11 protein-coding genes and 1 tRNA gene are annotated in these 12,648 nt (G+C 68.5%); 3 read left to right on the top strand and 9 right to left on the bottom strand.

Translation table 11 applies throughout. The features are described 5' to 3' along the window. Positions 1 to 69 precede the first annotated feature (69 nt). Positions 70 to 285 carry an HNH endonuclease gene (locus ACFQ7F_RS12920; RefSeq protein ID WP_383269799.1) on the bottom strand — a complete coding sequence of 72 codons (216 nt, stop codon included), beginning with the start codon at positions 283 to 285 and terminating at the stop codon, positions 70 to 72. A gap of 212 nt (positions 286 to 497) precedes the next feature. On the opposite strand from ACFQ7F_RS12920, the gene ACFQ7F_RS12915 reads away from it, so the two are divergent. Continuing rightward, entirely contained in the window at positions 498 to 905 is a 408-nt protein-coding gene (locus tag ACFQ7F_RS12915; RefSeq protein ID WP_383269797.1) for an endonuclease domain-containing protein, read from the top strand. 2 nt (positions 906 to 907) lie between these two features. On the opposite strand, the gene ACFQ7F_RS12910 is transcribed toward ACFQ7F_RS12915, so the two are convergent. From ACFQ7F_RS12910 to ssd, 6 genes are all read right to left on the bottom strand, one after another. Continuing rightward, positions 908 to 980: transfer RNA gene (locus ACFQ7F_RS12910), tRNA-Ser, on the bottom strand. A gap of 564 nt (positions 981 to 1,544) precedes the next feature. Then, the gene (locus tag ACFQ7F_RS12905; RefSeq protein ID WP_383269795.1) at positions 1,545 to 3,191 is read right to left on the bottom strand and encodes a recombinase family protein; all 1,647 of its coding nucleotides are present in this window, start codon (positions 3,189 to 3,191) and stop codon (positions 1,545 to 1,547) included. Positions 3,192 to 3,435: 244 nt separating this feature from the next. Beyond that, positions 3,436 to 4,218, bottom strand: coding sequence for a type II secretion system F family protein (locus ACFQ7F_RS12900; protein ID WP_383269794.1), 783 nt, complete (start codon positions 4,216 to 4,218; stop codon positions 3,436 to 3,438). Further along, complete coding sequence (locus tag ACFQ7F_RS12895) at positions 4,215 to 5,057, bottom strand: type II secretion system F family protein (RefSeq protein WP_383269792.1); 843 nt, start codon at positions 5,055 to 5,057, stop codon at positions 4,215 to 4,217. The genes ACFQ7F_RS12900 and ACFQ7F_RS12895 overlap by 4 nt, the downstream gene beginning before the upstream one ends. Further along, complete coding sequence (locus ACFQ7F_RS12890) at positions 5,054 to 6,229, bottom strand: TadA family conjugal transfer-associated ATPase (protein ID WP_383269791.1); 1,176 nt, start codon at positions 6,227 to 6,229, stop codon at positions 5,054 to 5,056. The genes ACFQ7F_RS12895 and ACFQ7F_RS12890 overlap by 4 nt, the downstream gene beginning before the upstream one ends. Further along, entirely contained in the window at positions 6,226 to 7,368 is a 1,143-nt protein-coding gene (gene ssd, locus ACFQ7F_RS12885) for a septum site-determining protein Ssd (RefSeq protein ID WP_383269789.1), read from the bottom strand. The genes ACFQ7F_RS12890 and ssd overlap by 4 nt, the downstream gene beginning before the upstream one ends. A 521-nt stretch (positions 7,369 to 7,889) precedes the next feature. Between ssd and ACFQ7F_RS12880 the strand changes: the two genes are divergently transcribed. Next, on the top strand, positions 7,890 to 8,729 hold the full coding sequence (locus tag ACFQ7F_RS12880; protein ID WP_383269787.1) for an HAD family hydrolase: 840 nt from the start codon (positions 7,890 to 7,892) through the stop codon (positions 8,727 to 8,729). A gap of 319 nt (positions 8,730 to 9,048) precedes the next feature. Here ACFQ7F_RS12880 and ACFQ7F_RS12875 read toward each other — a convergent pair whose 3' ends face one another. Continuing rightward, entirely contained in the window at positions 9,049 to 9,864 is an 816-nt protein-coding gene (locus ACFQ7F_RS12875; protein ID WP_383269785.1) for an oxidoreductase, read from the bottom strand. A gap of 100 nt (positions 9,865 to 9,964) precedes the next feature. On the opposite strand from ACFQ7F_RS12875, the gene ACFQ7F_RS12870 reads away from it, so the two are divergent. Continuing rightward, positions 9,965 to 10,945 carry an ATP-binding protein gene (locus ACFQ7F_RS12870; protein WP_383269783.1) on the top strand — a complete coding sequence of 327 codons (981 nt, stop codon included), beginning with the start codon at positions 9,965 to 9,967 and terminating at the stop codon, positions 10,943 to 10,945. A gap of 184 nt (positions 10,946 to 11,129) precedes the next feature. On the opposite strand, the gene ACFQ7F_RS12865 is transcribed toward ACFQ7F_RS12870, so the two are convergent. Continuing rightward, positions 11,130 to 12,410 carry a hypothetical protein gene (locus tag ACFQ7F_RS12865; RefSeq protein ID WP_383269781.1) on the bottom strand — a complete coding sequence of 427 codons (1,281 nt, stop codon included), beginning with the start codon at positions 12,408 to 12,410 and terminating at the stop codon, positions 11,130 to 11,132. Between the last annotated feature and the right edge of the window lie 238 nt (positions 12,411 to 12,648).

The following is a 12,648-nucleotide window of genomic DNA, read 5'->3' as shown; positions in this document are numbered from 1 at the left end:
TTTCCGAGCTGGGGCCGGGATCGCCAGGAGGTACGCGGCCCAACTTTCGGACCGCTCTCCCTCTCCCGATCAGAACGGAGGAGTCTTCGCGTTGAAGTCCTCACGCGTTTTCATCTTGTGGCATGTCTTGCACAAGACCTGAACGTTCGAGTCGATGTCTTCGCCACCCTTCGCAAGGGGAAGGATGTGATCGACGTCGACATGAGATGCGAGGAAGTGACCAGGGCAACGAGCACACGTCACGAAGCCGTCTTGCACGAGTGCCGCACGCACGGCCTTACGCATGCGAGTCGCAGCGTTGTTGCCACGCGCTATCGCAGCACGCCTCTTACTGTGCGACTGCACTGAGCGTGCGCTCTCGTAAGCCCGGTGGTGCTCATGGCACCGCCCGTTGTGGGTAGCCCACCCCCTACAGTCAATGCACCGGGTACGCACGGCCACCCCCCCTCCTTCTGTAGGCACCCCCTATGGGAAGGGCCTGACGATAGAATCCCGTTATGGACATCCGAGAATGCAGTAAGTGCGGCAAGCCCGAAGGTGAAGTCAAGTTCCCCAGTAAGGGGCGCACGTGCAACAAGTGCATTGCTGCTAACTCGAATTCGAAGCGCAAAGCGCGCGTGGAGTCTGGTACGTACGAGCGTCACGAGTTCGCTATTGCGCTCGGTATCACTGCAAAGGAATACCGAGAACTACAGATGAAACCCTGTGGCGTATGTGGGCAGGAGGCCACCGAGGAAAGCCCCAACACCGTGTATCAGAACCGCGAAACCAAGAAGGTGGCAGGACCCATCTGCCGGAAGTGCACAACCGCACTCGGCATGCTGGACCACAGTAGATCGCGCGTCATTCGCGCTCTCGCGTACCTTTCCCAGTCAGACCCGTCAATTGAGGGGTCTGAGAAGTAGCTTGCCGAGAGCCGGATTCGAACCGACGTTGCCCCATTTCAGTAGGGGAGTCTTAGGCCGCTAGACGATCTCAGCTTCGAGTGATCACGCGGGAGCAACCCCGCCACACCCCGGGATCGCGAACGAGCCCTTAAGCCCCCTTGCCCGGAGTCGAACCGGTAAGAGCGTCGCCACGCTCGGGGTGTCCACACACCACAAAGGGTTGTGCGCAAGCTCAGAACCATGGGCCGGAGAGAGTAGCCACTAGGGAGCAAGCGCGCGAAGACAGGAAGTGCAGTCCGCCTGATGTTCGGTCGGGAGCGCGGTACTTCCTGCTTCATAACCCAACTAGCGAGTGGATTGCCTAAGAGATCGTGTGAGCGGGTGGATTGCCCGGCGTGCTCGCGGCTCGTCGGTGCGGCCGGTCAGCGCGGTGACGGAGTAACGGAACGGACCCCGGTCCCGGTATCTCTTAAGAGTCTCTATTGTGTTACCTGATCGAACACTTAAATCGTCACTTCATCACAAACCCCAGGTCAGAGGGGGTGCGGTGTGACCGTGTCGGCAAGCCGCTCCATCACTAGTTAGTCTAACTAACTGTCTGGAATCAAACGAAAAGGGCCGACCCCGAAGGATCGACCCCTCACGCTGTGGTGCTGGTCACGCAGCGATGCCGGACAGCTCGTCGGCCGCGTCGCTGAAGAAGTCTTCAGTCAGGGCGAATCGGGAACGATGCTGGGGCTGTCGCGGCTGCAACCGGGTGACTGTCAGCCGTGCCCCCGCGTCGGTCAGCATCTCGCGCCGTACGTCCACCTCGGACGCGTTCCACAGGTCCGCGTACGTCTGGTCAGTCGGGACGTGCTCAACCTTCGCTTCGACCTTCTCGCGGGTCTCCAGATCGGCAAGCCGGGCGTCGAGCGCGTCACGGTGCCGCTCCCATGCCTTGAGCGCGGCCTTGCTTCGTTGCTGCCCCTTCTCTCGAAGGTGCCCCTCATATTCCGCTGCCGTCTCGTCGATTTCCGGTTGCGGATCGTATCCGGCGGTCTCGATCGACTCCGTGACGCGGAGCCCGCCAACAAGGCTCAGGAAACGGTCTCGTACGCGGCTCTCTGCCCACTCCATAGAGACGTTCACCGGTCGCTCGCAACGCTCGCCACGCGACGAGTAACCGCACTTGTACGTGCCCTTCGGAATGTCGCCGTATGCGCGACCCCCGCAACTCGCACAGAAAATCACGCCGAGAAGAAGAGCCTTCGTGTCGCTACGCACGGGAGGCTTTCCCGTGCGCGAGTCGAGCAACTTGCCGACCGCGTCGAATTCCTCGCGGGTCAGAATCGGTTCCGCTGTCTGCATGATCGGGTTGCCGTCGGCGTCTCGCACGGGCTTGCCGTTGTGCGTCTTCCATCCCAACAAGGCGTGGGTACGCAGGAGTCGGGCGATCATCGCGGGGCGCCATGAGAACTTGGCACGGTGCACGCTCTGCCCCTTTGTGGCCCCGGTCTTCCCGCCGGTCGAACGACCTTGCTTCGAATTCCAGTGGTCGCGGGGGCTGAGAGTCCCTTCGTCGTTCAGGTCCCGCGCAATGGCGCTTGCGGTCTTTCCGCTAAACAGGTCGTGAATGATCCGCTCGATTACCGCGACGGCTTCCGGGTCCTGAACGAGCGTCCATCCACCGCCGGGTAGTTCTTCCGGCGTGTAGCCATACGGAGGACGTCCCCCACGCCAACGAAGCTCCATTGTCCGCATTGCTGCCTGAGCGCCGTTCACGCGCTCCCGAATGGCGTGAGCCTCCATTTCCGCAGCGAACGCGAAAACCATGAGGAGAAGGTGCGTCACGGGGTCGAGCGCATTTCGGAAGTCGAGCACGAGCCGACCGCCGGGGCCTTCCGCGAAGACGATCATTTTGCGGTTCGTACGAGCCCACTCACACAGCGCGTACACGTCCTGCATGCTGCGAACGAGCCGGTCGAATCGCCAGCACACGAGAGCGTCGAAGTCGCCGGAACGGTCGTTCAGCCACTCGCCAAGCTCCGGCCGCTCGAACGGGGTCGTCTTGCTCGCCGACACACCTAGGTCGACGGCTTCGCGGTCCCCCAGGTCGATCCCTAGGGCACCGGCCGCGCCGTGGTTGGCGGCACGCTGCCGCTCAGGGCTCGTCGTCTCGTCCGTGAGGACGCTGAGCCGAAGCACGCTCAGGCCCCGAAGGGTTTCGGTCGCGTGAGTGAGTGAGTTTGTGAGATGCGTGGTCATGCTCGCCGGTGAGCGAGTCGATTGCCCGTCTTCTCTGACCAGGGTGTTTGTTGCCATCGGTGCCACTCCGAAGCCGGGGTGAGTTCGCACCGTCCGGATACTCCGAGGTGACCATTCCCGCGTCCCCTCGCACCGCCCGAGCCGCACGCGCCCCGCACCGCGATGCCCGTGCACACAGCTGTCCCCACATCTCAACCCCCATGAAATTGCGATCCGTTCACGTCACGACAGCCACGCCTCACGAGGCCGCCGTCCAACCCGTCGTCCAACCAGTCGTCCAGCCACTTGACCGTCGAGCTGCTCAGATGCCGCTCAACAACCCACCCGCCAGGCCGATCACCACAGGCAGCACCCCCACCGCGATGAACGCGGGCAGGAAGCACAGCCCCACCGGCGCCGTCATCAGCACCCCGGCCCTGCGCGCCGCCGCCGTCGCCGTACGGCCCCGTTCCGCGCGGCAGTCCGCGGCGAGACGCGCCACCGGATCCGCCGCCGGAGCCCCCGACTCCCCCGCCCGCTCCAGCAGGCTGGCCAGCGCCCCCGCACCCGGTATCGCACCCAACCTCCGCCACGCGACAACCGGTTCACCGCCGAGCCGCACCTCCGCGGCCCCCTGCGCGAGCCGCAACCCGACCGGCCCCTTCAGTGCGTCGCCCACCGCCTGTGCGGCCACGACGGGCCCCGCGCCCGCAGCGACGCAGGCAGCCAACAGATCCGCCGCCAAGGGAAGTTGACGAGCAGCCTCCGCGCCGTCGAACTCCGCGACGCGGCCACCCCGCCCCCGCCGCCAACGCCACACCCCGTACCCGGCGCCCAACCCCACCAGGCACCCCGGAAAACCGCCCACAAGGACCCACCCGGCACTCACCGCCCCGGCCACCGCAAGCCACCCCCGCACCACGTCCCGCCGCCGGAACCACTGCCTCGGAGAGACCCCCGGCAACCGCTCCGCCACCCCCAGCACAGCCCCCGAACGCCTCCGCGCCGCCCGCTCACGCCGCGCCGCAAGGACCGCCGAGATCAGCCACAGCACGGCCGCCGCACCCCACACGGCCACCCCCACCTTGTGGACAACGAAACTCATCGCTCCTCCGCCCCTCGTACGATCCTCAGCGCCCACCACACGCCGGCGCCCTCCAACGCCCCGCCCACCGCCAGGCATCCGAGCCCCGCCCCCGAATGCAGCAACACCCGCAACGGCGACGCCCCGAGTGCGCTCCCCATGAGCAGCCCGAGGACCGGAAGCCCCGCGAGCATCACCGCCGTCGACCGCGCACCCGCCAACTGGGCGCGCAGGTCGGCACGCTGATCCCGCTCCGCCCGCAGCGCGCCCTCAAGCCGCTCGAGCCCCGCCGCGAGTCCGGCACCGCGGTCCACCGCCACCCGCCAGCACGCCGCGAGCCCAAGGAGACCCCGCGCCCCCGGCTCCCGCGCCGCCTCCTCGAGCGCGCCCGGCACATCCCCGCCGAACCGCGCCGCCGCCAGAACCCCGGCCCGCGCCTCCCCGAGCCCACCGCCGGCCGCGGCCCGCAACGCCTCCCCCGGCTGCCGCCCCGCCCGCACCTCCCCCGCGAGCGCCCCGCACAACGCGATCACCGCGGCGGCCCGGCGCTCCCCTTCGAGCCGCGCATCTCCAGCCCTCCGTACGCGCCGTATCAGCGGCACCCCGGCCGCCCCCAGGGCCAGCGGCACCACGGACTCCCCGAGCAGCGCGACCACCGCACCGCCCACCAAGGCCCACCACTCGTGCCGCATCCGATCGCCGACGAAGACCACCGCCCGCCGCCACACCGCATCCCCCGACGCGGCCTCGGCCCCTCCCTCAAGAACCGCCCGCACCCGCCACAGCCCTCGGTCCCGCCCGACCGTCAGCCAGGCCACGCTCCCCGCACACGCAGCCGCCACCACCCCCGTCGCGCTCATTGCCCACCACTCCAACCACCGGCCGCCAGAAGCGAGCTCAGCCGCTCCCAGCCCCGCTCCCGGACAAACTCCTTCTCGCCCCACCGCAGCGCCGGCACCGTCACCACGAGGCCGGACGGATCTCGTTCCAGGACATGCACCTCGGAGATCCGCCGCCGCCCCGTCCTGTCCCGTGCAAGATGGATCACCACGGACAACGCGGCCGCCAACTGGCTGTGCAGCGCCGCCCTGTCGAGCCCGGCTGCCGTCCCCAGCGCCTCCAGGCGGGCCGGAACGTCCCCCGCGGCGTTCGCGTGGACCGTGCCGCAGCCTCCTTGATGGCCCGTGTTGAGGGCGGCAAGCAGGTGGACCACCTCCGCGCCCCGCACCTCGCCCACGACCAGCCGGTCGGGGCGCATCCGCAGCGCTTGGCGCACCAGGTCGTCAAGGCCGACCTGACCGGCTCCCTCCTGATTCGCCGGTCTTGCCTCGAGGCGCACCACGTGAGGGTGATCGGGGCGCAGCTCCGCGGAGTCCTCGGCGAGCACGATCCGTTCCCCAGGACCGACGAGGCCGAGGAGCGCGCTCAGCAGCGTCGTCTTGCCCGATCCCGTACCGCCACTGATCAGGTAGGAGAGCCGGGCGTCGAGCAGTGCCCGCAGCACACGGTCGCCGCCCGGCGGCACCGTCCCCGCCGCTGTCAGTTCCGCGAGGGTGAAGGCCCGGGGACGTACGACGCGCAGGGAGAGGCAGGTCGATCCGACGGCGACCGGGGGCAGCACGGCGTGGAGGCGGGTGCCGTCCGGGAGCCGTGCGTCCACCCAGGGCCTGGCGTCGTCGAGCCGGCGTCCGGCCACGGCCGCGAGCCGCTGTGCGAGCCGCCGCACCGCCGTCGCGTCCCTGAAGGACACCCCGGTCAGCTCCAGGCCCCCGCCGCGGTCCACCCACACCCGGTCGGGCGCGGACACCAGTACGTCGGTCACCGAGTCGTCCGCGAGCAATGCCTCAAGAGGTCCCGCGCCCACCAGCTCCGAGCGCAGTTGCCGGGCCGCGCCCAGGACTTCCGCGTCGCCGAGCACCCTGCCCTGGGCCCGCAGCGCCTCGGCGACGTGGGCCGGTGTCGGTTCGGTCCCGCTCTCCGCGAGCCACTGGCGCACCCCGTCCAGCATCCTGGCCCCGACGACGGCGCTCATGAGCCGCCTCCGGTGGCATCGACAGGGACGCGCTCCCAGAAGGCCGTGCAGAACCGCGCCAGCGGCCCCCGGGCGACACTTCCGGGCGGCATTCCCTCGGCCTGTGCGGCCAGCAGACCCGCTTCCCTCGGCAGTTCGCCGACGAGCGGCAACCCGAGCAGTCGCGCGACCTCCTCCGCGTCGAAACCACCGAGGCTGTCGATTCCACCGCCCCCGGCGCGACCGGTGCCGCCACCGCCGACCACCACCCGCAGATCTCGCAGCACCATCCCCACCGCCGACGCGACCCGCCGCGCTCCGGCCACCGCCCGCAGCTCCGCCGGCACCACCAGGAGCCCCAGATCCACCTGGGCCAGCGCCTCGGCCACTCCTTCGTCCACGCGGCGCGGCAGATCCACGACCACCGCCCCGCCCCGCCGCCGGGCGGCGGCGATCACCGCCCGCATGGCCTCGGGCGCGATGACCACCGCGTCGCCGCGGTCCCAGCTCAGGACCCGCAGGGAGTGCAGCTCGGGCAGCGACTCCTCCAGCGCGCCACCACCGACCCGGCCCCTGGACTGCGCGAAGGCGGGCCAGCGGAGCCCGTCGGCCGCCTCGCCGCCCAGCAGTACGTCGAGCCCGCCGCCGAGGGGGTCGGCGTCGACGAGCATCGTGCGCCGCCCCGCGCGGGCCGCCGTGACGGCAAGGGCGCACGCCAGCGTCGAGGCACCGGCTCCCCCGCTCCCGCCGATCACCCCCACCGTGAGCGCGGGCCGCCCCACTCCCTCGGCGACATCGGCGATGCGGTCCACCAGCCATCGTTCGCCGTCGGGCAGGACAAGGACATGGTCGGCACCGATCTCCACCGCGCGCTGCCACACCCCGGAATCGTCCTGATCCCGCCCGACCAGGACGACCCCACGCCTGCGCGCGGCTCCCCGCACCCGGTCCACCGCGTCGTCCCCGACAAGGACCAGCGGCGCCGCGTCCCAGCCGCCCCTGCGCTCCGGCACGCCGTGCTGCACCTCGGGCCGCGCCCCCGCCGCGGCGCACAGCCGCAGCAGGTCGTCCAGCAGGTCCACATCTTCCGTGACGATCAGTGGTCCGCCCTGCCGTCCATCGGACGACGGCGGTCCGTCACGTGTAATCACTCCAGCCACGATCCTCAGCCCCCTCTCACTACAAGCCCGTTGAATGCCGCGTTCCACATCGGCGATGCATCGGCCAAAGCAATCCGGCCATGAACTTCGCGTGCAGAACGAGCGGATTCAGCGTGCAGCGATCGCGGATAACGTGTGGATCTTGGTCAATAACTGTGGACAAGACGGGGCTTGTGAATATCCCCTTCACCCATACCGGTGACATCTCTAAGACTTCCGCAGAGCAGCCCAACGACTACACACGGTGACGGATCATGGGCATGCAAAAAGATCGCCGAAACGGCCGCCGGAAGGCGCCAGGCGATCAGATGAAGGTCGAGGGAGGTCCGAAAAACCCATCCGGACATGCGACGACCCCCGCCGGGGGGGGAGAGCGGGGGTCGTCCCCACGGTCCGACTCGGGGGGGGAGGAGCCGGACCGGGTTAGCACGGTCGCGAACGATCCGTGACTTCCATGGTGTACCCGAGAGCCTTCTCAGGCAAACCCACGCGCCTCACCTTACGCCGAATGGTGGGCGCCTATGCTCGGGCTCGTGGAAAACCACTCCTTGCCCCGCACAGCCGCCTTCTTTGACCTGGACAAGACGGTCATTGCGAAGTCGAGCACTCTCACCTTCAGCAAGTCGTTCTACCAAGGCGGCCTGATCAACCGCAGGGCGGTACTGCGAACTGCATATGCACAGTTCGTCTTCCTCGCCGGCGGAGCCGATCACGATCAGATGGAGCGGATGCGCGAGTATCTGTCCGCGCTGTGCCGCGGATGGAACGTGCAACAGGTCAAGGAGATCGTCGCCGAGACGCTCCATGACCTGATCGACCCGATCATCTACGACGAGGCCGCGTCCCTCATCGAGGAGCACCACACCGCGGGCCGGGACGTGGTCATCGTCTCCACGTCGGGCGCCGAAGTGGTCGAGCCGATCGGCGAGCTTCTGGGCGCGGACCGGGTGGTGGCGACCCGGATGGTGGTCGGCGACGACGGCTGCTTCACCGGCGAGGTGGAGTACTACGCGTACGGCCCCACCAAGGCGACGGCGATCAAGGAACTCGCGGAGTCCGAGGGGTACGACCTCGACCGCTGTCACGCCTACAGCGACTCGGCGACCGACCTCCCCATGCTCGAGTCCGTGGGGTATCCGCACGCGGTCAACCCCGATCGCGCGCTGCGCCGTGAGGCTCTCGCGCGCGAGTGGCCGATTCTCGACTTCCACCGCCCGGTCCGGCTCAAGGAGCGGCGCCAGAAGCCGTCCCGGCCCGCACTCGTCGCGGTGGCGGCGGTGGGCGCCGCGGCGGCCACGGCGGGCCTTGTGTGGTTCGTGAGTCGACGCCGGACATCTCGCGCCCGATTCACCCTTATTTGAACCTAAAAGTAAAGAAGTAGCGCCAGCACTTCCGCTTACCCCAGGACAGGAGTACAAAGGATTCAACGGCCCGCGAGACCAAGGACATCCGAGAGGATTACCTTTAAACGCAACCAAGGCCCCACGGACCGAAGCATGAACACCGAGCACCCACGCGACGTCGACCCGTCGATTACGGGCCAGCCGCACCAGGTGACGGGCTAAGTCCCCGACCTGATGGGCAACCTTCGAGGACGCTTGGTAACCCGGTGAACATGCCAGCGGCGGTACGAGAATTCGTACCGCCGCATCCCTGTTCAGGGCCTCTTTCGCGGGCGCCTCAGGCCGCGCCGCGCTGCATCGCCTCGCAGACCGCCGTCGACTCCCTGGCCCCCAGTTCGACCGCACGCCCGCAGTGGGCGATCCAGGCGGCCATGCCCTCCGGGGTCCCGGACGCGTAGCCGTCGAGCGCCCCTACGTAGGCCGCCCGCCCCTGTTCCGCGTGCCCCGCCTCCGCCGGGCAGACCGACTTCGGGTCGAGCCCGCTGCCCACCAGGACGATGCGCTCGGCAGCCCGCGCGACCAGGCCATTGTGCGAGCCGAAGGGGCGCAGGCTGAGCAGCTCGCCGTGCACCACGGCCGCCGTCACCAGAGCCGGTGCGGAGCCTCCGGCGATGATCAGCTGCGAAAGACCCTCCAGGCGGCCCGCCACCTCGTCGGAGTCCGGCACATCCAGCTCGACCAGCGGCTCGTCGACCGGCTCGCCGGCCAGCCGCGGCCGTCCCGCCGCCTCGTCGCTCTCCGCGGCGGCGACCAGGTGCAGGCGCGCGAGCACCCGGAGCGGCGACTGCCGCCAGATGGAAAGGAGTTGACCGGCCTCCGCGGTGAGACGCAGGGCCGCGCCGACCGTGCGGGCCTCGCCGTCGCCGCTGAAGTCGCTGCGGCGGCGTACTTCTTCGAGCGCCCAGTCGGCACCGGAGAGCGCCGCCGAGCCGCGAGCGCCGCGCAGCGCCGCCTCGGAGGTGATCTCATTGCTGCGGCGCCGCATGATCCGGTGGCCGTAGACCCGGTCCACGGCCTTGCGCACGGAGTCCACGGAGTCGGCCACGCCGGGCAGTGCGCCCAGGGCCGCGAGCGGATCGGCTGTCGTACTCATGAGTACGACCCTACGCACCCAGAGTGCTCCCCCACGAAGGAGTGGTCTTCTTCACGCTGGATCGATACGCCAGGTAATCATCCGGCTACCCTTGGTGAACATGAAGATCGCTTTCGTAGGGAAGGGCGGCAGCGGCAAGACCACGCTGTCCTCACTCTTCATCCGACACCTCGCCGCCACCGGTGCACCGGTCCTCGCGGTGGACGCCGACATCAACCAGCACCTGGGTCCCGCGCTCGGCCTCGACGAGGCGGACGCCGCCGAGCTGCCCGCCATGGGCGCGCACATCCCTCTCATCAAGGACTACCTGCGGGGATCCAACCCGCGCATCACCTCCGCCGACACGATGATCAAGACGACGCCGCCCGGCGAGGGTTCGCGGATCCTGCGGGTGCGCGAGGACAATCCCGTGTACGACGCGTGTGCACGGCCGGTGGAACTCGACGACTCAGCCGTGCGTTTGATGGTCACAGGGCCGTTCACCGAAGCCGACCTCGGTGTCGCCTGCTACCACTCCAAGACCGGGGCGGTGGAGCTGCTCCTGAACCACCTGGTCGACGGGCGCGACGAGTACGCGGTCGTCGACATGACCGCAGGTTCGGACTCCTTCGCGTCCGGCATGTTCACCCGCTTCGACATGACGTTCCTGGTGGCCGAGCCGACCCGGAAGGGGGTCTCCGTCTATCGCCAGTACAAGGAATACGCACGGGACTTCGGCGTCGACCTCAAAGTCGTCGGCAACAAGGTGCAGGGCCAGGACGACATCGACTTCCTGCACGAGCAGGTGGGCGACGACCTCCTGGTGACGGTCGGGCACTCGGACTGGGTGCGCGCCATGGAGAAGGGCCGCCCGCCCCGGTTCGAGTTCCTGGAGGACGACAACCGCCGCTCCCTGCAGGCACTTCAGAGCGCTGCCGACACCTCGTACGAGCGCAGGGACTGGGACCGCTACACCCGTCAGATGGTCCACTTCCACCTGAAGAACGCGCAGAGCTGGGGCAACGAACGAACGGGGGCCGACCTGGCTGCGCAGGTCGACCCCGGCTTCGTACTGCGCGAGTCGCAGCCTCAAAGCGCCTGACGGCACGCCGCCCGACAGACGGAGTCCGGCGCAGCACCCCGAAGCCCGCGAAGCGGTGCGAGGGGTGCAGAAGGAGGATCCTGCCTGGCTGCGCAGGTCGACCCCGATTTCGTGCTCGGTGAGCGGACCGTCGCCACGGCCTGAGGAGAGCGGCTGAGGGAGCGGCTGAGGAGAGCGAAGGGCGCTACGGCTTGCTCGCCGGGGCGCCCGGGACTCCCTTCGGGGCCGGTGCGGGCCGGGCGGAGAGGAAGGACGCCCAGCCCTCCTTCGGGGCCTTGCCGACCCGGAGTTTGGTCAGGCGCTCCACGGTCTGCGGGTCCTGGGCGTCGAGCCAGTCGGCGAGTTGCCGGAAGGAGACGCACCGCACGTCGCGCTTGGTGCAGACGGACTCGATCGTCTCCTCGATGGCGCGCATGTACGTGCCGCCGTTCCAGGACTCGAAGTGGTTACCGATGATCAGCGGGGCACGGTTGCCCTTGTAGGCGCGACTGAAGCCCTGGAGCAGGCCGTCGCGCATCTGGTCGCCCCAGTACTCGTGCTTGCCCGGGTCGCCCTGGGACGTCGTGCCCGACTGGTTCACCATGAAGTTGTAGTCCATGGTGAGCGTCTCGAACTTGCGGCCGGGGACGGGGACCAGCTGCATCGACAGGTCCCAGAGGCCTTCCTTCTTCTTGGGCCAGATCTGGTCGTTGACGCCACTGGTGTCATAGCGGAAGCCCAGCTCACGGGCCGCCCGCATGAAGTTCTTCTGGCCTTCGAGGCAGGGCGTGCGGGCGCCGACGAGTTCCTTGTCGTAGTCGAAGGGCAGTGGCCGCGCCTTCTTCATGCCCGTGTTCGTCTTCCAGGCCTTCACGAAGGACTTGGCCTGGTTGATCTCGCTCTTCCAGTCGGCCACCGACCACTGGCCCACGCCGCCGCTGGTGCCGCAGAAGTGGCCGTTGAAGTGGGTGCCGACCTCATTGCCCTCGAGCCAGGCACCGCGGAGCTGCTCCACGGTGTGCTTGATTCCCTTGCGGTCGTTGAAGCCGATGTCCGAGCTGCCGACCTGGTGCTTCGGCGGGTCGTACAGCTTCCGCTTCGCCTCGGGGAGCATGTACACGCCGCTGAGGAAGTACGTCATCGTGGCGTCGTTCCGCTTGGCCACCTTGCGGAAGTGCGAGAAGAGCTTCTGGCTGTCCTCGCCGGCGCCGTCCCAGGAGAAGACCACGAACTGGGGTGGCTTCTGGCCGGGTCTCAGTCGCGCGGGGCGGGGCAGGTGCGGCTGTTGGCCGGTGAAGGCGGTGGAGCCGTCACCGATCATGCGGACCGCGCTCTTGGGGGCCGGGGCGGGCGACGCCTTCTTGGCACCGTGCGTGACTTCCTCGGCGCCGGTGTCGCCGCTCCCGCAACCGGCCAGTACCGCGACGCATGCCGTGAGGGCGGTGACGCCCGCGGCGATCCGCTGGATCCTCTGGGTGGCGGCCATCTTCCGCCCACCTTCTTCCTTCGAGTCGGCTTCGGGTCGGGGCACGGCGCAGGGGTGATCACCGGAGATATCGCGGTGAAATTGCCCTGAAATGCCCGACAGTGCCGCCAACGTCGCACGAAGGCATGTGCCAGATGTTCCGACAAGCCGACAAATAGCTTTAATCACTCCCTAGAGTGATCTACTGACCCATTTGCACCGTTTGTCTATCCTTCGCATTTACTCTCCATTACGATTC

The organism is Streptomyces sp. NPDC056486 (assembly GCF_042795295.1).
Lineage (GTDB): Bacteria > Actinomycetota > Actinomycetes > Streptomycetales > Streptomycetaceae > Streptomyces.
The sequence above is the reverse complement of the archived record's forward strand: the minus strand, read 5'-3'. Positions and strand labels throughout refer to the sequence as shown.

Coding starts and splice junctions, on each gene's coding strand:
- ACFQ7F_RS12920 (WP_383269799.1), bottom strand. CDS start 285: ATGCGTAAGGCCGTGCGTGCGGCACTCGTGCAAGACGGCTTCGTGACG.
- ACFQ7F_RS12915 (WP_383269797.1), top strand. CDS start 498: ATGGACATCCGAGAATGCAGTAAGTGCGGCAAGCCCGAAGGTGAAGTC.
- ACFQ7F_RS12905 (WP_383269795.1), bottom strand. CDS start 3,191: ATGGCAACAAACACCCTGGTCAGAGAAGACGGGCAATCGACTCGCTCA.
- ACFQ7F_RS12900 (WP_383269794.1), bottom strand. CDS start 4,218: ATGAGTTTCGTTGTCCACAAGGTGGGGGTGGCCGTGTGGGGTGCGGCG.
- ACFQ7F_RS12895 (WP_383269792.1), bottom strand. CDS start 5,057: ATGAGCGCGACGGGGGTGGTGGCGGCTGCGTGTGCGGGGAGCGTGGCC.
- ACFQ7F_RS12890 (WP_383269791.1), bottom strand. CDS start 6,229: ATGAGCGCCGTCGTCGGGGCCAGGATGCTGGACGGGGTGCGCCAGTGG.
- ACFQ7F_RS12880 (WP_383269787.1), top strand. CDS start 7,890: ATGCTCGGGCTCGTGGAAAACCACTCCTTGCCCCGCACAGCCGCCTTC.
- ACFQ7F_RS12875 (WP_383269785.1), bottom strand. CDS start 9,864: ATGAGTACGACAGCCGATCCGCTCGCGGCCCTGGGCGCACTGCCCGGC.
- ACFQ7F_RS12870 (WP_383269783.1), top strand. CDS start 9,965: ATGAAGATCGCTTTCGTAGGGAAGGGCGGCAGCGGCAAGACCACGCTG.
- ACFQ7F_RS12865 (WP_383269781.1), bottom strand. CDS start 12,410: ATGGCCGCCACCCAGAGGATCCAGCGGATCGCCGCGGGCGTCACCGCC.